At 70.9% G+C, this 19,125-nt stretch carries 13 protein-coding genes; 10 read left to right on the top strand and 3 right to left on the bottom strand.

The features are described 5' to 3' along the window. Window positions 1–3 precede the first annotated feature (3 nt). Complete coding sequence (locus ACQ7HM_RS00190; protein WP_434214262.1) at window positions 4–858, top strand: TIGR02569 family protein; 855 nt, start codon at window positions 4–6, stop codon at window positions 856–858. Between the two features lie 46 nt (window positions 859–904). Here the strand turns inward: ACQ7HM_RS00190 and ACQ7HM_RS00185 are convergent, their stop codons facing one another. Next, entirely contained in the window at window positions 905–1,585 is a 681-nt protein-coding gene (locus ACQ7HM_RS00185) for a DUF4352 domain-containing protein (protein ID WP_434214261.1), read from the bottom strand. A gap of 169 nt (window positions 1,586–1,754) precedes the next feature. Here ACQ7HM_RS00185 and ACQ7HM_RS00180 point away from each other — a divergent pair, with 169 nt between their 5' ends. Further along, complete coding sequence (locus ACQ7HM_RS00180) at window positions 1,755–3,014, top strand: sensor histidine kinase (protein WP_434214260.1); 1,260 nt, start codon at window positions 1,755–1,757, stop codon at window positions 3,012–3,014. A 71-nt stretch (window positions 3,015–3,085) separates the two neighbouring features. Further along, window positions 3,086–3,757, top strand: coding sequence for a response regulator (locus ACQ7HM_RS00175; RefSeq protein WP_434214259.1), 672 nt, complete (start codon window positions 3,086–3,088; stop codon window positions 3,755–3,757). 31 nt (window positions 3,758–3,788) lie between these two features. On the opposite strand, the gene ACQ7HM_RS00170 is transcribed toward ACQ7HM_RS00175, so the two are convergent. Further along, window positions 3,789–4,622, bottom strand: coding sequence for a glycine-rich protein (locus tag ACQ7HM_RS00170; RefSeq protein WP_434214258.1), 834 nt, complete (start codon window positions 4,620–4,622; stop codon window positions 3,789–3,791). Between the two features lie 274 nt (window positions 4,623–4,896). Here ACQ7HM_RS00170 and ACQ7HM_RS00165 point away from each other — a divergent pair, with 274 nt between their 5' ends. The 5 genes from ACQ7HM_RS00165 to ACQ7HM_RS00145 all read left to right on the top strand — a co-directional run bounded on the left by ACQ7HM_RS00165 (window position 4,897) and on the right by ACQ7HM_RS00145 (window position 11,334). Beyond that, window positions 4,897–6,333 (top strand): nitrate/nitrite transporter, encoded by a 1,437-nt coding sequence (locus tag ACQ7HM_RS00165; protein WP_434214257.1) that lies wholly within the window; start codon window positions 4,897–4,899, stop codon window positions 6,331–6,333. A 51-nt stretch (window positions 6,334–6,384) separates the two neighbouring features. Beyond that, window positions 6,385–8,907 carry a nitrite reductase large subunit NirB gene (gene nirB / locus ACQ7HM_RS00160; protein WP_434214256.1) on the top strand — a complete coding sequence of 841 codons (2,523 nt, stop codon included), beginning with the start codon at window positions 6,385–6,387 and terminating at the stop codon, window positions 8,905–8,907. A 131-nt stretch (window positions 8,908–9,038) separates the two neighbouring features. Continuing rightward, window positions 9,039–9,404, top strand: a complete 366-nt coding sequence (gene nirD / locus ACQ7HM_RS00155) for a nitrite reductase small subunit NirD (RefSeq protein WP_434214255.1) — start codon at window positions 9,039–9,041, stop codon at window positions 9,402–9,404. A 14-nt stretch (window positions 9,405–9,418) separates the two neighbouring features. Further along, window positions 9,419–10,618, top strand: coding sequence for a uroporphyrinogen-III synthase (locus ACQ7HM_RS00150; protein ID WP_434214254.1), 1,200 nt, complete (start codon window positions 9,419–9,421; stop codon window positions 10,616–10,618). Then, a complete protein-coding gene (locus tag ACQ7HM_RS00145; RefSeq protein ID WP_434214253.1) occupies window positions 10,615–11,334 on the top strand; it encodes a sirohydrochlorin chelatase in 720 nt (239 codons plus the stop codon). Before ACQ7HM_RS00150 ends, ACQ7HM_RS00145 begins: the two co-directional genes overlap by 4 nt. Before the next feature lie 5 nt (window positions 11,335–11,339). Here the strand turns inward: ACQ7HM_RS00145 and ACQ7HM_RS00140 are convergent, their stop codons facing one another. After that, on the bottom strand, window positions 11,340–12,131 hold the full coding sequence (locus ACQ7HM_RS00140; RefSeq protein ID WP_434214252.1) for an alpha/beta fold hydrolase: 792 nt from the start codon (window positions 12,129–12,131) through the stop codon (window positions 11,340–11,342). 125 nt (window positions 12,132–12,256) lie between these two features. Here ACQ7HM_RS00140 and ACQ7HM_RS00135 point away from each other — a divergent pair, with 125 nt between their 5' ends. After that, window positions 12,257–15,676: an ATP-dependent helicase gene (locus ACQ7HM_RS00135; RefSeq protein ID WP_434214251.1), complete on the top strand. Its 3,420-nt coding sequence runs from the start codon at window positions 12,257–12,259 to the stop codon at window positions 15,674–15,676. Next, window positions 15,669–19,124 carry an ATP-dependent helicase gene (locus ACQ7HM_RS00130; protein ID WP_434214250.1) on the top strand — a complete coding sequence of 1,152 codons (3,456 nt, stop codon included), beginning with the start codon at window positions 15,669–15,671 and terminating at the stop codon, window positions 19,122–19,124. The genes ACQ7HM_RS00135 and ACQ7HM_RS00130 overlap by 8 nt, the downstream gene beginning before the upstream one ends. Window position 19,125: the final 1 nt, after the last annotated feature.

Here is a 19,125-nt window from a genome sequence, read left to right as displayed (position 1 = left end):
GGTGTGAATGCCCCCGATCCGCCCGAACACGTCATCGCGACGTTCGGTCTCGCCGGATCGACCCCCATCGCCCTCACCCGCGAGTGGGAGGGCGGCTGGCGTATCGGCGAAGTGGTGCTATCGCTGGTACCCGATCACGCTCGCGCGGCGTGGTCGGCGAAGGTCCGCGAAGACCTCTACGTCGACGGAGTGCGCGTCGCCCGCCCGCTGCGCGGTACCGACGGTCGCTACGTCGTGTCGGGATGGCGCGCCGACACCTACATCGCCGGTTCGCCCGAGCCCCGCCACGACGAGGTCGTGTCGCTGGCCAACCGCCTGCACCAGGTGACCGCCGACCTCGAGCGTCCACGTTTCCTGCTGCAACCACCGGCGCCGCCCTACACCGACGTCGACGTGTTCAACGCCGCCGACCGGGCCGCCTGGGAGGACACCCCGCTGCGCTCGGCCCGTGCGGCCGGCTTCGGGGAGCCGACGTCGCCGGACGGGGTGAAGAGCATCGAGATGCTCAAAACTCTTGCCACCCTGCGCAAGCCCATCGAATCACCGTCCCAGCTCGTGCACGGCGACCTGTTCGGCACCGTGCTGTTCGCCGGCGCGGCCGCGCCCGGCATCACCGACCTCGTGCCGTACTGGCGGCCCGCCCCGTGGGCCGCGGCCGTCGTTGTCGTCGACGCCCTGGCCTGGGGCGGGGCCGACGAGGACCTCGTCTCCCGCTGGTCGGATCAGCCCGAATGGCCGCAGATGATGTTGCGCGCGGTCATGTTCCGGCTCGCGGTACACGCCCTGCACCCCCGGTCGTCGTCGGGCGCACTCGCCGGACTGTCCCACGTCGTCGACGTGGTGCGGTTGCTGCTCTAGCTCCACGGGCACAGGGCGCGTCACGCCGTCACAGCGCGACCGCGTGTCAGCGCAGCGCGACCGTGACCCCGCCGGAGAACAGCGAATCGTGCAACTCGATCTCGGCCGGGTCGACGCCGGTGGGAAGGTCGTAGGCGATCGTGAGCTGCAAGGCGTTGCCCGGATTGATCTGCTCGTAGAACACCGCGGCGTCGTCGACGGAGATCGTCGCCGTCGTGTTGGGGGAGAACTGGGTCCCCTTCGTCGAGAGCACCTTCTGCGACGAGACGTCGAGACTCTGTGCCTCGTTGCCGATGTTGCGGACGGTGAGGTCGACGAGCACGAAACGACCCTGTGCGCGTTCGGCCATGAAATCGGGTCCGATCGTCGTCCCACCGTCGCGGACCCCCCGCACGACGAACTCGAACTTGCCGTCCCGTGCGGGCGCACCGATCCCGGGCCGGGGCGCCGCGGCCGACGTCGGTTCCGCCGCGGCCGATCCGTTCGGGGTCGACCCGGTTGCCGTCGCCGTGCCGGCGCTCCCGGCGGTGTTCGAGTCCTCCGACGTCCCGCCCCCACCGGTCGCGGTCGAGATCACGACGATCAGCAGCACGAGGACACCGACACCGGTGAGCAGCTTGTGCCGGACGAAGAAGTTCTTCTTCGGGGCGGGCGGCGGATAGGGCGACCCGTGGGGGCCGGGCTGCGAGGATGCGAACGGGGGCTGATCGGGCGGGTTCTGACTCATGGCAGGACCTTTCGGTTGTCGATGTACGCGACCCACTCCAGCGTGTCCATCCGGCCCGACGCATCCTCCGATCGGTCGGTCACCTTCACCCCATCGGTCGGATCGGTGGTGACCGGGCCGCCCGATCGCCCGATGTGTCCTGTCGGTGGCCGCCCGTACCGTCGGCGCCATGATGCCTCCGAGCCCGGTGACGCCACCGCAGCTGCCGCCGTGGCTGCTGGAGGCGCCGGGCGGGTCGCCCGGTCACCTCCGGCGCCGTCGTACAACCGTTGGGCTGGTCTCCGTCAGCCTCTTCACGACCCTGATGACCGTGGGCCTCGCGGCCGGCGCCGGCACACCCGACGGGCTCGTGTTCTGCGGACTCGTGCTCAACGTCGCCGCGGCGGCGGCACTCGTGCGGCGGCACGAACACCCGATGCTCGTGCTCACGATCGCCGTCGCCGGGCCGTTGTTCTTCCCCACCGACGCCACCGCGGCGCTCGTCGCCCTCTACGCGGTGGTGTCGGGGGTGCGCGATCGGCGTGTCGTCGTCGCGACCGTTGTCGTGTGGGCGGCCTGCACGGTGTCGTTGACCTACGACGCGTTCCGCCGTCGCGACTACTCGGCGCTCACGATGGGTGTGCGGATCCCGGAGGGCGGTCCGGTTCCCGACTGGAATCTGCCCGTGTGGGTCGCCCCGCTCGTCGCGGCGGCGATGGTGACCCTGGTGGTGGTGGTGGCCGTACAGCGGCGCACGAGCAGCCAGTTGACCGCGGTCGCAACGGCTCTCGACGACCGCACCCGTGAGTCGGAGGTGATGCGCGCGGAGATGGCGGTCGCCGCCGACCGCGCGCGCATCGCCCGTGACATGCACGACACCTTGGCCGCGACGCTGAGCCGGATCTCGCTGACCGCCGGCGGACTCCAGGTCAACAGCACCGAGGGACCCGAACGGGTGGCGAACACCGCGTCGTTGATCCAGAAGACCGCCCACGACGGTCTCGACGAGCTCAAACGGATCATCGGAGTGCTCCGCGGTGGCACCGCGGCCGACGTGGGTTCGGGCGCACAGGATCTCGACGGTGTCACCGATCTCGTCGCGTCGGCCCGATCGGCCGGGGTCCACGTGACGATGCTCCTCGACGTGCCCCCGGAACCGTTGGGCCCGTTGGCGGGCCACGTCGCCTACCGCGTGGTGCGTGAGTCACTCACCAATGCCTCGCGGCACGCCTTCGGGTCACCCGTGCGTGTCTCGGTCCACGGGACACCCGACCGGGGCCTGGAGGTCGAGATCCGTACGGGCCGGACGGCGGCGGCACCCACACCGACCGGAACGGGGACCGGTCTGCAGGGGATCGACGAGATGGTCGGCGGCGCCGGTGGGAGATTCGGCGCGCGATACATCGGCGACGACTTCGTCGTGCACGCCTGGTTGCCCTGGTTCTCCTGAACCCCACCCGGGCCGATCCCGACGCATACGGGCCGGGGGTGTCGGGGTCGGTGCCTACGATCATCACCATCATGACCACACCCATCGACGTCCTCGTCGTCGACGACGACCCCTTCGTCCGTCGGGGACTCTCCGACATCCTCACCGCGGCGCAGGACATCCGTGTCGTCGCCGAGGCCGACGACGGCGATCAGGTGCCGTCCGCGGTCGCCCGGCATCGGCCCCATGTCGTCCTCATGGACCTGAAGATGCGCCGGGTCGGTGGTGTCGAGGCCATCACCGCACTGATGTCGCAGCCCGATCCGCCGCGGGTGGTGGCGATGACCGCGCTCGACGTCGACGACCTCGTCCTCGACGCGATCCGGGCCGGCGCCCACAGTTTTCTCCGCAAAGACGAGCCACCTCAGTCGTTCGGGATGGCCGTCCGCGCGGTCGCCGCAGGCACGACGTTGTTCAGCGAGCAGTCACTCCGGGAGATCGTGGCGGCCGCCGACGCACGCCCTGTCGGCGGTCACGTGGCGGCGCGGTCCGACGCCGAGCGTGCCGTCGGCGCCCTGTCGAGCAGGGAGTCGCAGATACTGCGGGCACTCGCCTCGGGTGCGACCAACGCCGCCATCGCGGGCGACCTCTACCTGAGCGAGACGACGGTGAAAACCCATCTCTCGCACATCTACACGAAGCTGTGTGTCACCACGAGGGTCGAGGCGGCGATGCAGGCGCTGCGCGGTGGCCTGGTGACGTGAGCCCCAGCCGGGGCGAGCGCGTCAGCGACGGTCAGCTGCCCAGGCAGAAGACGTTGCAGGGTCCGTTGTAGCGGATCGTCACCCGTGCGCCGCCCGGGGTGATCGTGGGCGGGACGTCGCTGGGGAACGCCGAGCCGCCACCGCCGCCTCCGGCGCGGAAACCGCCGGCGCCACCGAAGTAACCGCCGCCACCGCCGCCGCCGGACGTCGACACCGACGCCCCGCCGCCGACGCCGAGCCCACCGGGCGAGGCATCGCCGCTGGGGGTGCCGCCGCGGGCGGAACTGCCCGCGCCGCCGCCGGCCATGAACCCGTTGCTCTCACCCGGGCGTCCGCCGTCGCCGCCACGGGTGGTCGACGAACCACCGGCACCGCCGGCGACGACCAGTCGCGAGTTGAGCCCTGCCGGTGACAGTGCGGGTCCGCCGACCGTGCGGACGTCGCTGGCGCCACCACCGCCGTTCGGGATGCCGCGGCCACCGCCGTTGTAACCGCCTGCGCCGAAACGGCTGCCGGGCGCGTTGTGCTGTCCGTTGCCGCCGACATAGATGTACAGACGTTGCCCGCCGACGACCGGCGCGTAGGCATTGATCTGCAACGCGCGGGTCCGGTAGTTGCCCGACGCCCGCGTGTCGGCACCGCCGGCCCCGACCGCGGACACCAGGACGGTGCGCAGGCCGCGCGGCACGACGAAGACCTGCTGGGCGCCGGTGTAGCTCCAGGTGCACAGGACGGTCGACTGGAACAGGGCCTGGGTGCAGTTGCGGGGCAGCGGGGCCGCCGACGCGCTGGGCGCGGTCACGATCGCGGCCGCCAGGGCAGCCATCCCGGCCGCGATCATCGACAACCGCCTACGACTGAACATCTACGTATTTCTCCCTCGCGTGCCGGCAAAGCCTCTCGCGGTGACTCTACGATGCCGCACGATCACGCCCGGCATTTCCGCTCGTTTGCCCCTGCCGAACGATCCGCGGCGCCGCCTCGTCCCTCGACCGTCCGTCTCACACGGGTCCCCCTCGCCACGTGAGCACACTGTGATCGCCGGGTCACGCGCTGACAAGTCCCGGCAACACCGGCTTCCTACTGTTCGGTCAACCATCCCCGACACCCCGTCGGAATCCGTAGGGAGGACACCCGTCGTGACCGCACCGGCCCGCGCACGTTCGCACCACATCACCGATTGGGATCCCGAGGACCGGGAGGCCTGGGACAACGGCAACGCGAAGATCGCCAACCGCAACCTCATCTGGTCGGTGATCTGCGAGCACGTCGGCTTCTCGGTGTGGTCGCTGTTCTCGGTGTTGGCCCTGTTCATGGGACCGGCCTACGGCATCTCGCTCGACCAGAAGTTCGTCATCGCCGCCACCGCCACCTTCTTCGGCGCCTGCCTGCGCATCCCGTACACCCAGGCCACGGCCCGCTTCGGTGGTCGCAACTGGGCCATCTTCAGTGCCATCGTGCTGTTGATCCCCACCGGCCTCACCATGATGCTGATGCTCAACCCGGGTGACTTCGGGTTCGGCTGGTTCCTCACCGTCGCCGCGCTCACCGGCCTCGGCGGCGGCAACTTCGCCTCGTCGATGACCAACATCAACGCCTTCTTCCCGCAGCGACTCAAGGGCTGGGCCCTCGGGCTCAACGCCGGTGGCGGCAACATCGGCGTCCCCGCCGTACAGCTCGTGGGACTCGCCGTCATCTCCGTCGCCTCGGACCGTCCGGAGATCGTGTGTGCGATCTACCTGGTCCTGCTGGCCCTCGCCGGCGTCGGTGCGGCGATCTACATGGACAACCTCGACCACCAGACATCCAGTGGCAAGGCGATGATCGATTGCCTGAAGTACCGCGACACCTGGTTGATCTCGCTGCTCTACATCGGCACCTTTGGCTCGTTCATCGGTTTCGGGTTCGCGTTCAGTCAGGTCCTCAACATCAGCTTCACCGCATCGGGAGAGGCCAAGCCCGCGCTGGCGGCGGCGCAGATCGCCTGGCTCGGACCGCTTCTCGGTTCACTGGCACGCCCGATCGGCGGCAGGCTCGCCGACAAGGTCGGTGGCGGTCGCGTCACGATGTACTGCTTCGCGGCCATGGTCGCGGCCTCGTCGATCCTCGTGGTCGCCGGCATGTCCGCCGATGCGAACAACCACAAGATCGGCGGCGCGCAGCTCACCGGGTTCATCGTCGGATTCATCCTGTTGTTCCTGATCTCCGGCGTCGCCAACGGCTCGGTCTACAAGATCATCCCCGCTGTGTTCGAGGCGAAGGCCAAGGCCAACAAGGGACTCAACGCGCTGGGCAAGATCACCTGGTCGCGGTCGATGTCGGGTGCCCTGATCGGCATCGCCGGCGCGTTCGGCGGGCTCGGCGGGGTCGCCATCAACCTGGTACTGCGGGAGAGCTACAAGCAGAACAAGTCCGCGACCACCGCGTTCTGGATCTTCCTCGCCTTCTACGTGGTGGCCGGTGTCGTCACGTGGTGGTTCTACGCCCGCAACGAGAAGGCGACCAACGCGATCGCCGCGGAGAACGATGCGGCGGCCACGACCGACACGAGCTCGGATTCGGCGGTCGTCGCCTGACCGACAGGTGTCGCGGGTCCCAGAACTGCAGTGCGTGAGGAGAACTCGAAGATGAGCAGCAAAACCGTCGTCGTCATCGGACACGGCATGGTCGGGCACCGGTTCGTCCAGGGCCTGCGGGAGCGTGACGTCACCGACCAGTGGCACATCGTCGTCCTCGGCGAGGAACACGACGCCGCCTACGACCGGGTTGGGCTGTCGTCGTACGTCGGCGCGTGGGATCGGACGTCACTGGCGTTGGCGGGCAACGACTACGCCGGTGACGACCACGTCGACCTGCGTCTCGGCGTCGGCGCCGTATCGGTCGACCGCGACGCCCACGTCGTCGTCACCACCGACGGCGCCCGTGTCGGCTACGACGCGGTGGTGCTCGCCACCGGGTCGTACCCGTTCGTCCCGCCGGTCGACGGACACGACGGCGACCGCTGCTTCGTCTACCGGACCCTGTCGGACCTCGACGCCATCCGGACCACCGCCGACCGCGCGGGGACCGGTGCCGTCGGTGTCGTGGTCGGCGGGGGGCTCCTGGGCCTCGAGGCCGCCAACGCGCTGAAACTGATGGGCCTGACCCCCCACGTCGTCGAGTTCGCGCCGCGACTGATGCCCCTGCAGGTCGACGACGGGGGCGGCGCCCTGCTCGCGAGCCTCGTCACCGACCTCGGACTCACCGTGCACACCGGCGTCGCGACGACCTCGATCGCCGAACGTGCCGACGCGTCCGACGCCGAGGCGCTGCGCGTCACCCTCAGCGACGAGTCGCACATCGACGCCGCACTCGTGGTGTTCTCCGCCGGAGTGCGTCCGCGTGACGAGATCGCCCGCGAGATCGGACTTCCCGTCGCCGAGCGTGGTGGCGTGCTGGTCGACAGTCGCTGTCGGACAGATGATCCGGAGATCTTCGCCATCGGCGAGGTCGCCGCGGTCGAGGGCCGGTGCTACGGACTCGTCGCGCCGGGATACAGCACCGCCGAGGTCGTCGTCGATCAACTGCTCGGGGGATCGACGACCTTCGGCGGTGCCGACATGTCCACCAAGCTGAAGTTGCTCGGCGTCGACGTGGCCAGCTTCGGCGACGCGATGGCCGCCACCGAGGGCGCGCTCGAGGTGGTGTTCAGCGACCCCGTCGCCGGCACCTACGCCAAGGTCGTGGTCTCCGACGACGCCCGCACCCTCCTCGGCGGCATCCTGGTCGGGGACGCCGACGCCTACGCGATGCTCAAACCGATGGTGGGGTCGGCGATCCCCGGCGATCCGTCCGATCTCATCGCACCGTCCGGCGGTCCCGCGATCGGGCTGGGCGCGTTGCCCGACGCCGCCGAGATCTGTTCGTGCAACGCGGTGTCGAAGGGCGCGATCTGTTCGGCCATCGCCGACGGCGCCTGCGACGTGCCCGCGGTCAAGGCGCAGACCTGCGCCGGGACCACTTGTGGCGGGTGCCTGCCGAGCATCAAGAAGTTGCTCGCAGAATCGGGTGTGGTGCTGAGCACGTCGTTGTGTGAACACTTCGCCCAGTCGCGCTCGGAGCTGTTCGAGATCGTCTCCGCGACCGGAATCCGCACCTTCTCGGGACTCGTCGCGCAGTACGGGACCGGGACCGGTTGCGACATCTGCAAGCCCACCGTGGCCTCGATCCTCGCGTCGACCTCGAGCGACCACATCCTCGACGGCGAGCAGGCCGCACTGCAGGACACCAACGACCACTTCCTCGCCAACCTGCAGCGCAACGGCTCGTACTCGGTGGTACCGCGCATGCCCGGTGGCGAGGTGACCGCCGATCAGTTGATCGTGATCGGGCAGGTGGCCAAGGATTTCGGGCTCTACACGAAGATCACCGGTGGTCAGCGCATCGACATGTTCGGAGCGCGCGTCGAGCAGCTGCCCGAGATCTGGCGTCGACTCGTCGACGCCGGCATGGAGTCCGGACAGGCCTACGGCAAGAGCCTGCGCACGGTGAAGAGCTGTGTCGGCAGCACCTGGTGTCGGTACGGGGTCCAGGACTCGGTGGGCATGGCCGTCGATCTCGAGAAGCGGTATCGCGGGCTGCGCTCGCCGCACAAGATCAAGTTCGGGGTGTCCGGCTGCGCCCGCGAGTGCGCCGAGGCGCGGGGCAAGGACGTCGGGGTGATCGCCACCGAGTCGGGCTGGAACCTCTACGTCGCCGGCAACGGCGGACAGAGTCCGGTGCACGCGCAACTGCTGGCGTCGGGACTCGACGACGCGACGTTGGTCGCCTACATCGACCGCTACCTGATGTTCTACATCCGGACCGCGGACCGCCTGCAACGCACCGCCCCGTGGCTCGAGTCGCTCGAGGGTGGTCTCGACCACCTCCGCGAGGTCGTCGTCGACGACAGTCTCGGCATCTGCGACCAACTCGAGGCCGCGATGGAGGCACACGTGCGCGGTTACCGCGACGAGTGGTCGGCGGTGCTCGAGGACTCCGAGAAACTCAAGCGGTTCGTGTCGTTCGTCAACGCCCCCGCCGAGGCCGATCCGACCATCGATTTCGACTCCTCGACCGGTCGCAAGGTGCCTGTGTTGCTCGGCTCGCCGGCCATGCCGTCGCGGACGTGAGTGGCGAACGGCACCCTCGAACCTTCGCGAGCTGCGGGTTTACCGGCGGCCGACGTCGCCGAAACACGACATTCACATGACCTGACCACACTGGTACACGGCCATCCGACAGCCGAGCAGGAGCGACCCTCATGACCGTCATCGACCACCAGAGCGTGGATGTCGCCACCCACACCTGGACGCGCGCGTGCGCGCTGACCGATCTCGTCCCGGGACGCGGGGTGGCGGTGTTGCTCCCCGACGGCTCGCAGGTGGCACTGTTCCGCCTGCACGACGACGAGCTGTACGCCGTCGGCAACATCGACCCGTTCGGCCGCGCCGCAGTCATGAGCCGGGGCCTCGTCGGTGATCGTGGCGGCGAACCCACCGTCGCCAGCCCCCTGCTCAAGCAGGTGTTCTCGCTGCGCACCGGGATGTGCCTGGACGACGAGGGCGTCGGGCTCGGCACGTATGCGGTCCGCGTCGTCGACGGCGTCGTCGACGTGTGTTCGTGCTGACCGTCGGTCCCGACGTGACCGCAGACCCCGCCCCCTCGACGGCCGGCCCCTCGACACCGGCCCCGTCGGCACCCGCCGTGGCCGAGCGTCCCCTCGCCGGGTTCACCATCGGGATCACCGCCGCGCGTCGTGCCGACGAGTTCGAGGCATTGCTGGTGCGCCGCGGCGCCGAGGTCGTGCACGCGCCGGCGATCCGCATCATCCCGCTCGCCGACGACGCCGAACTGCAGCGCGTCACCGCCGAGATCGTCGCCGACCCGCCCGACGTCGTGATCGCGACCACCGGTATCGGGTTCCGTGGGTGGATGGAGGCCGCCGACGGTTGGGGAATGGCCGAGGACCTCGTCGAGTCGCTGTCGCGATCGACCGTGCTCGCGCGCGGCCCGAAGGCGAAGGGGTCGATCCGTGCGGCCGGGTTGCGCGAGGAGTGGTCGCCGCCCAACGAGTCGTCGAGCGAGGTGCTCGACCACCTGCTCGCCGGTGACGTCGAGGGCAAGCGGATCGGTGTGCAGTTGCACGGCGCCACCACGGAGTGGGAGCCCCTGCCGGATCTGTGCGAGGTGCTGCGTGAAGCGGGTGCCGTCGTGGTGCCGATCCCCGTCTATCGCTGGACCCCGCCCACCGACACCGGCCCGATGGACCAGATGATCACGGCCGCCATCGGTTGCGGCATCGACGCCATCACCTTCACCAGCGCCCCCGCGGTCGCCTCGATGCTGGGCCGCGCCAACGACACCGGTCTCCTCGAACCGCTGCTGCACGCGCTGCGCACATCGGTGGTGCCGATGTGCGTCGGCGCGGTCACCGCCGGTCCGCTGCATGCGTTGCAGGTACCGACGGTGCAGCCCAGCCGGTTCCGGCTCGGCGCCCTCGCGCGACTCATCGCCGATGAACTCCCGCGTCGCGCCACCGTGCTGCGGGTGGCGGGGCATGACGTCACCATCCTCAGCCGCAGCGTCGTCGTCGACGGCGAGGTCCGCACCCTGACCGCCGCCGGACTCGCGCTGCTGAAGGGGTTGTCGCGCACGCCCGGTCGGGTGGTGTCGCGGCAGGCGCTGCTGGCCGAGCTGCCCGGTGGGGGCGACGACACCCATGCCGTCGAGACCGCGATGGCCCGCCTGCGCACCGCCCTGGGGGATCCGAAGATGGTGCAGACCGTGGTCAAACGCGGGTACCGGCTGTCGGTCGATCTCGAGGACGAGGACGTCCGGTGATCGATCCCGCTGTCCCGCAGGGGTTCCCCGCAGGAGTGACTCCCATCGTCGTCGCGCACGGCACGAGGTCGTCGGTGGGGGTGGCCACGGTGGCGGCCATCGCCGAGCTCGTCGCGGCTCGTGTCGGTCCGACGCGCGTCGCGTTCGTCGACGTCCTCGGGCCGAGTCCCACCGATGTGCTGCGTGACCTCGACGGCCCCGCGGTCGTGGTGCCGGCGTTCCTCGCCTCGGGCTATCACGTGCGTGTCGACCTCCCCGACCACATCCGGGAGGTCGGGCGCGAGAACGTCGCCGTCGCACCGGCTCTGGGCCCCGACCCGGTGATCGCCGGCGTGCTCCTGGCACGGTTGAGGGAGGCGGGGTGGCGCCCCGGCGACGCCGTCGTGCTCGCGGCCGCGGGATCGTCGGACCCCGACGCCTGTGCCGACGTACGGCGTGCGGCGGACATGCTCGCCGACCTGACCGGGGACCACGTCGACGTCGGATACGTCACGACCGCGTCGCCCGCGGTGCCCGACGCCGTGGCCGCGGCGCGGGGTCGTGGTGCGCAACGGGTGATCATCGCGTCGTATCTGTTGGCGCCCGGGCTGTTCCACACCCGGCTCGCCGGGTACGGCGCCGACGCCGTCGCCGAGCCCCTCGGCGCCGATCCCGCGATCGCCGACCTCGTGGTGGCGCGCCTCGTCGCTGCGGCGCTCCCTGCGACCGTGCACTAGCCCCTTCAGGGTGTGGTGCGGGCGACGATGTCGCGGACGAGTCGCGCGGTGAGTTCCGGACGCGACAGCGGGACCATGTGGTCGCAGTCCTCGTGGGTCACCGTGAGGTGGTCACCCAGGACGGCGTGCAATGCGTGGAGGAATTCCGGCCGCACATACGACGGCTGCACGCGATCGGCGATCACCAGATGCGTCGGCACCGCGACGGTGGGCACCACGAACGGCCGCGCCAGCTCACTCCACGTCGCCGCGACAGCACCGGGATGCACCCGCCACGTGACGCGCCCCCGGCCGTCGGTGGTGAGGTGCTCGGCGATCTCGGCGGTCAGCAGCGCGTCGGGGACCTCCCACCAGGCCTCGGCGCGTTTGCGGTCCCACGCGTCCTGTGGGTCGGTGAGGTACCAGCTGTCGAGACTGGCCGCGGCGACCTCCGACATGCGTTCGCCGTCGAGGCCGATGGCGGGATCGAGGAGCACGAGGCCCCGTACCCGTTCGGGCGCGGTGCGGGCCAGGTGCACGGCGAGCGCCCCGCCGAACGAGTGCCCGACGACGACGACCGGCCCGGCGGTGGTGTCGCGCAGCACCTCGAGCAGTGCCCCCACCTGTCGCTCGATCGTCCACGGCGCCGCCCACGACGCATGCCCGTGCCCCAGCAGGTCCGGGGCCACGACCCGTAGTTCCGGGAGATGTCCGGTGGCGAGGTCGCGCCATCGCCGACCGTGTCCGGTGATGCCGTGCACCGCCAGAACGGTCGTGCCCTCGTCCGGACCGTAGACCGTGACCGCCATCTCGCCCATGCCCGCGATCTTGCCCGACCCGATCGCTCGGGTCGCGCCGGGCGGTGTCGGACCCGGATGATCTGATCGACCTGGCGCCACACACGGACCAGATCGGGCGGCGACAGACCGGGGGAGGGAGCGGCATGGCCGAGCAGGCGGCGCGCGCACGAGCGCGGACCGAGGTCCGCGCGTCGCTCGTCGCCGCACCGCCGAGACCGGCGGTCGCCCACGAGTGGGAGCCCGCGGCAGCCGCGCTGGTGGCCGTGCCGTCGGGGCCCGGCTCCGATCACCCCGGCTCCGATCACCCTCAGCCCGACACCGCAGGCGGCCGCGCCTGGCGGCCGGTGCGCATCACCGGCGGGCCGGGTACGGGGAAGACGTCGCTGCTGGTCGACATCGCCGTCGCCCGACTCACCGACCCCGGCGTGGATCCCGAGTCGGTCCTCGTCATCGCATCGGATCGTCGGGCCGCGGCGCGGCTGCGTGAGGAGATCAGTGGACGGGTGCTGCGCGCATCCGACACCGACAGCAGGGGACTGCGGCGTTCTACGCGGGAACCGTTGGTGCGCACGGTGCATTCGTACGCGTTCGCTGTGCTGCGGTTGCAGGCGTCGGCACAGGGCAACCCGCCGCCGCGGCTGATCACCGGGTCCGAGCAGGACGCCGTGCTGCGTGAACTGCTCGCCGGGGACATCGCCGACGGCGCCCGCAACTGGCCCACGCGGCTCCGCCCGGCCCTGGGGACCGACGGTTTCGCGCAGGCGTTGCGCGACCTCATGATGCGCGCGGCCGAACGCGGGGTCGGACCCGAGCAGCTCATCGCCCTGGGGCGCGACCACGGGCGCGACGAATGGGTGTCGGCCGGGATCGCCTACCGGCAGTACGAGCAGACGACGCTGCTGCGCGGCGCGGTCGGGGTGGAGGCACCGCAGGCGTCGGCCCCCGCCGTCGACGCCGCCGAGCTCATCGGATCGGCCCTCACCGCGCTCTCGACCGACGAGGTGCTGCTCGAACGCGAGCGCGCGCGGATCCGGCACCTTCTGGTGGACGACGCCCAGCACCTCGACCCGCATGCCGCGGCGCTGATCAGGCTGGTCGGCACCGGCACGGTGGAGACGGTCGTCGCCGGCGACGGCGACCAGTCCGTCTTCGGATTCCGCGGCGCCAGTCCACGATTCCTCGACGAGCTGGTGCGCAACGGCGACGACCATCGCGACATCGTGTTGCGCGTCAACCACCGCAGCGTCGACGAGATCGCCACCGCCACAGCCGACATCGCCGCGCGCCTGCCGCGCACGCGATCACCGCGACCGACGGTGGGGTCGGGCGACGACGCCGGCGCGGTCAGCGTGACCGCGTATGCGTCGGCGGCGAAGGAGGCGACCGCGATCGCCGACACCCTGCGACGGGCGCATCTGTTCGACGGTGTCGCGTGGTCGGACATGGCCATCATCGTCCGATCGGTCCCGCGCGCGATCGCCCCGCTGCGACGTGCGCTGCGGTCGGCGGGCGTCCCCGTCGCGACACCCGCGAACGAGATCGCACTGCACCGACAGCGTGCGGTAGCGGCCCTGCTGACGGTGATGCGTGGCGTCGACGACGTCCTCACCGCCGACAACGCGCTGATGCTGCTGTCGGGACCCGTCGGCGGAGCTGATCCGACGGCGCTGCGCCGACTCCGCCGTGGTCTGCGACGCGTGGACGCCGCGATCACCGATGCGGCCGGCGCCACCGACGGCGCCGCCGAAGACCCTGCTGCACAGCGTGACTCGCTCGACATCGTCGTCGACCTGCTGGCCCGGAACCCCGCCGAGACCACCGCGCACACCGATGCGCTGACCACCACCGAGCGCGCCCCGCTCACGCGGGTGCTCGAGGCGTTGGCGGCCGCGCGCGCCGAACGTGCCCGCGGGGGCGGTGTCGAGGATGTGCTGTGGGCGGCATGGCAGTCGACCGGTGCGGCCCGACGCTGGGCGGCGACCGCCCTGCGCGGCGGCCCCGCCGCCGATCAGGCCGACCGTGATCTCGACGCGGTCGTCGCCCTGTTCGACGTCGCGGCCAGCTTCACCGACAACCTGCCCGCCGCCACCGTCGGAGCCTTCGTCGATCACGTCTCCACCCTGCAGATCCCCGGCGAGCAGTCGCGGCGTGCGGTCGTCGCCGAGGCGGTCACCATCGTCTCGGCGCACGGTGCCGCCGGCCGGGAGTGGGACGTCGTCGCGGTGGCGGGTGTTCTCGACGGGCTGTGGCCCAGCCTGCGCAGCCGCGGGAGCATCCTCGCCACCCCGCAGCTCGTCGACCTGCTCGACGGTGTCGCGACCGAGGCTCTCGACACGGTCTCCCGGACGGCGTCGGCGCTCGCCGAGGAGCGGCGCCTGTTCCTCGTGGCGTGTTCCCGCGCCCGACGGCGGCTGATGGTGTCGGCGGTCGACGACGGCAGTGGTGACTCCGCCCCGTCGCGATTCGTCATCGAGATGGCCGCCGGTACAGACGGTCTCGACCCCGACACCGCCGTGTCGGCCGACGGACTGCTCGAGGTCGCCCCCGCGGTACGACGGGTCCTGTCGCTGCCGTCGCTGGTGGCGACCCTGCGGGCCCAGGTGTGTGCGTCCGAGACGTCCGGCGTCGTGACCGCCGAGCGCAAGGCCCACGCCGCCGACCTCCTCGCGCGCCTCGCCGACGCCGGTGTGCCCGGCGCGCACCCCTCCGAGTGGTTCGGGCTGCCCGACGCGAGCAGCGACGTCGGGTTGTGGGATCCCGACAGGGGGCCGGTGACGCTGTCACCGTCGTCGATCGAGGCGCTGCAACGGTGTTCGCTGCGCTGGATGCTCGAACGCAACGGCGGACGTGACGGCGATTCGGCGCCGGCGGTGGCGGGCACCCTGGTGCACACCCTCGTCCAGGCGCTGGCCGGGCAGATCGATCCGACGCACGTGACCGAGGCCCTGCACCGTGTGTGGGATCAGGTCGACGTGGGCGCGCAGTGGTTCTCGGCGCACGAACTCGACCGCGTGGAGGGGATGCTGACCCACTTCGCCGACTGGCTCGCCCGCTCGCGGAACGACCTCGAGGAGGTGGCGGTCGAGGTCGATGTCGACGCGGTCATCCCCGCCGACGATCCTGCCGACCCTGATGATCCCGCCGTACGACTGCGGGGCCGGATCGACCGCCTCGAACGCGACGGTCAGGGTCGACCGGTGGTGGTCGACGTGAAGACCGGCAAGACCATCGTCAGCCGCGACGACGCGCAGGTCCACCCGCAGCTCGCCGCCTATCAGCTCGCCCTGCACCTCGGGGGCGCGCCGGAGATCGGGCCGGCCGACCCCGGTGGAGGTCGGCTCGTCTACGTGAACAGCGGCTCGACGAAAACCGGTGCGACCGAACGGATCCAGCCCCCGCTCACGGCTGATCAGATCCAGGAGTGGATCGGTCTCGTCCGCTCGGCGGCGCGGGCGAGCGTCGGACCCCGTTTCGTCGCCACGGTCAACAGTGGCTGCGTGCGGTGCCCGCTCACCGCGTCGTGCCCGGCGTCGATCGCGGGTAAGGCGGTCACCGATGACTGACGCGACCGTGTCGCCGATTTCCACACGCATCTCCGCGCGGTCGCTGTCGGCGGCGCTGGGACTGCCCGCGCCGACCGACGAGCAGGTGGCGGTCATCGAAGCGCCGATGGAACCGCTCCTGGTGGTGGCGGGTGCAGGGGCGGGCAAGACCGAGACCATGGCCGCGCGGGTGGTGTGGTTGGTGGCCAACCGCATGGTGAGCCCCGACGAGATCATCGGCCTCACCTTCACCCGCAAGGCCGCGGCCGAACTCGCGGCACGGATCCGTCGTCGCCTCGCGATGCTCGCCGCGTCGTCGGCGATGATCGGGTGGGACCCCGACGGCTCGATGCGGTCGCTGTTGCGCAGCGCCGATCCGGAGGTCAGCACCTACCACGCCTACGCCGGTCGTCTCATCGCCGACCACGGTCTGCTTCTGCCGGTGGAACCGGCCGCGACCCTGCTCTCGGAGACCGAACTGTGGCAGCTCGCCTTCGGGGTCGTCACCGGCTGGTCCGACGAGCTCGAGACCCCCAAGACACCTCTCGGGGTCACCGAGTCGGTGCTCAAGCTGTACTCCGACGCCGCCGAACACCTCGTCGACCTCGACGACATCGACGGTGTCGGCATGGATCTCCATGCGCTGATCGACACGTTGCCGCCGGGGCCGCGTCAGCGTGCCGACCCGTCGAAGGAGCTGCGCGGGATCCAGGAGGTCATCGAGGAGCGCCACCGCTTCGTGCCGCTCGTCGAACGTCTCGCGGCGACGATGCGCGAACAGAACGTCCTCGACTTCGGCAGCCAGATGTCGTTGGCCGCCAGGCTGGTCCGCGATCATCCCGAGGTCGCCCACGCCGAGCGGCACGCCGTGCGTGCGGTGCTCCTCGACGAGTACCAGGACACCGGGCACTCGCAACGCGTGCTCCTGTCGACCCTCTTCGGACGGCCGCTCCCGGGTTCGAGCGACAACACCCCGGCCGACGGCCCGAAGAGCGAGACACCGACGTCGATCGCGGTCACCGCCGTCGGCGACCCGATCCAGTCCATCTACGGCTGGCGTGGCGCGTCGGCGGCGAACCTGCCCCGTTTCGCCACCGACTTCCCCGATTCGTCCGGTGCACCGGCGCAGCAGATGGAGTTGCTGACCAGCTGGCGCAATCCGCGGACGGCGCTGGAGCTGGCCAATCGGATCTCCGAGGACCTGCGTGCGGTCGGCATCGGAGTCAGCGTGCTCCGGCCGCGCGACGACGCCCCCGACGGTGCCGTCGACGTCGCCGTGCACCCGACCGTGGTCGACGAACGCACCTGGGTGGCCGAGGAGATCTCGGCGGAGTACGCCCGCGCCGAAGCGGTCGGTGAGGCTCCGCCGACGACCGCGATCCTGGTGCGCCGCAACGAGGACTCGGCCCCGCTGGCCGCCGAACTCGAGAGCCGCGGCATCCCGGTCGAGGTCGTCGGGATCGGTGGGCTGCTGTTCGTGCCCGAGATCCAGGACGTGGTCGCGATGTTGCGGCTGATGGCCGACCCCATGGCGGGCACGGCGGCGATGCGACTGCTGACCGGGGCACGGTGGCGTCTCGGGGCCGCCGATCTCGCGGCACTGTGGCGGCGGGCCCGTCACCTCGCCGCGGTCGAGTTCGCCGCGGTCACCGGGGTGGTGGCCGATCTCGCCGCGCTCGACGACGCACTGGACTCGGCGTTGCCGACCGACGCGGTCGACCAGGCCGGATTGGGTGACGCGATCGCCGATCCGGGGGACAAGGCCCAGTACAGCGTCGAGGGACATCGCCGGATCGTCGAATTCGCCGCGATGCTCGACGGACTACGCCGCCGCATCGGTCAGTCCCTTCCCGACGTGGTCGCCGACGTCGAGGCGACACTCGGTGTCGGGATCGAGACCCAGATCCGGGCACGCCGTATGCGCGGGACCATCACCGGGCGTGAGCATCTCGACGCCTTCGCCGAACACGTGTCGGCCTACGCCGAGCGGTCGGCCGCGACGCTGCCCGGTCTGCTCGCATTCCTCGAGTCCGCCGTGGCCATCGAGAAGGGCCTCGAACCCGGGGCCGTCGAGATCGCCGAGGACCGGGTGCAGATCCTCACCGTCCACGCGGCGAAAGGACTCGAGTGGGAGGTGATCGCGGTACCGCACCTGTGCACCGACATCTTCCCGGGTGGCCGCTCCGACGGGACGTGGATCGGCAGCGCGCGGGAGTTGCCCGCGGTGCTGCGCGGCGACCTCGCCGATGCCTCCGGCGTCGGGTTCCCCCGGTTCGACACCTCCGCGGTGACCGACCGCAAGGAACTCGAGACGGTCATCGCCGACCACAAGCAGGCCCTACGCGACCGCAAACTCGAAGAGGATCGGCGGTTGCTCTACGTGGCGCTGACCAGGACCCAACGGCGACTGCTCATCTCGGGACACCACTGGACGGCCAAGCACGACAAACCCAAGGGGCCGTCGGTGTTCCTCACCGAGATCGGCGAGATCGTCACCGAACTCGCAGACGGGCCGGGTGCGATGCCCGGGATGCATCTCGTCGAGTGGGCGCCCGACCCCGCCGACGGTGCGGAGAACCCGTTGTCGGCGCACGCGGTGACAGCGTCGTGGCCGCCGGATCCGCTCGGTGACCGGCGCGCGCAGGTACGGGCGGGAGCCGAACTCGTGCTCGAGGCGCTCCGTACCCGCGGCCAACCGACGCTGTTCGACGGCGGCCTCGACCCGGTCCCGACCGCGCCCGACGCGATCGCCGGCGATCGGGCCGGGAGCGATCCGGATGCCGACGAGCTCGACGGCGACGTGCTGCGACGCGAGGTCGACGCGCTGTTGGCCGAACGCGCGGCAGCGAACTCCATCGACCTCGAGGTGGTTCTCCCGCATCACCTCTCGGTGAGCGATCTCGTCGAGCTCGACCGCGACGAGGCCGCGTTCGCCCGCAGGCTACGGCGACCGATGCCGTTCAAGCCGAATCGGCTGGCCCGCCGGGGCACCGCGTTCCACGCGTGGGTGGAACGCCGCTACGGCGCGACGCGTCTGCTCGACATGGACGAGTTGCCCGGTGCGGCCGACGAGACCTCCGACACCGACGCCGATCTCGCGACCCTCCGGGACGCCTTCCTGGCCTCGGGTTGGGCGGCGCGCAACCCCGTCGAGGTCGAGGTGCCCTTCGAGACGGTCGTCGGCGACACCGTGATCCGAGGACGGATCGACGCCGTGTTCGCCGAACCCGGCGGCGGTGCCGTGGTCGTCGACTGGAAGACCGGCGCGCAACCCGATGCGGCACAGGCGACGTCGGTGCAGATCCAGCTCGCGGCCTACCGGATCGCGTGGGCCGAGCTGAGCGGGATCCCGATCGAGCGCGTGCGTGCGGCGTTCCACTACGTCCGCTCGGGTGTCACCGTCGAACCCGCCGATCTCCCCGATCGTGATCGCCTGGCGGACATGCTCGTCGGTGGTGCGCGGCGCTGAT

Origin of the sequence: Williamsia sp. MIQD14 (genome assembly GCF_051025635.1) — a bacterium.
GTDB lineage: Bacteria > Actinomycetota > Actinomycetes > Mycobacteriales > Mycobacteriaceae > Williamsia_A.
Note: the sequence above shows the minus strand (reverse complement) of the source record. Positions and strands in the feature narration are given on the sequence as shown.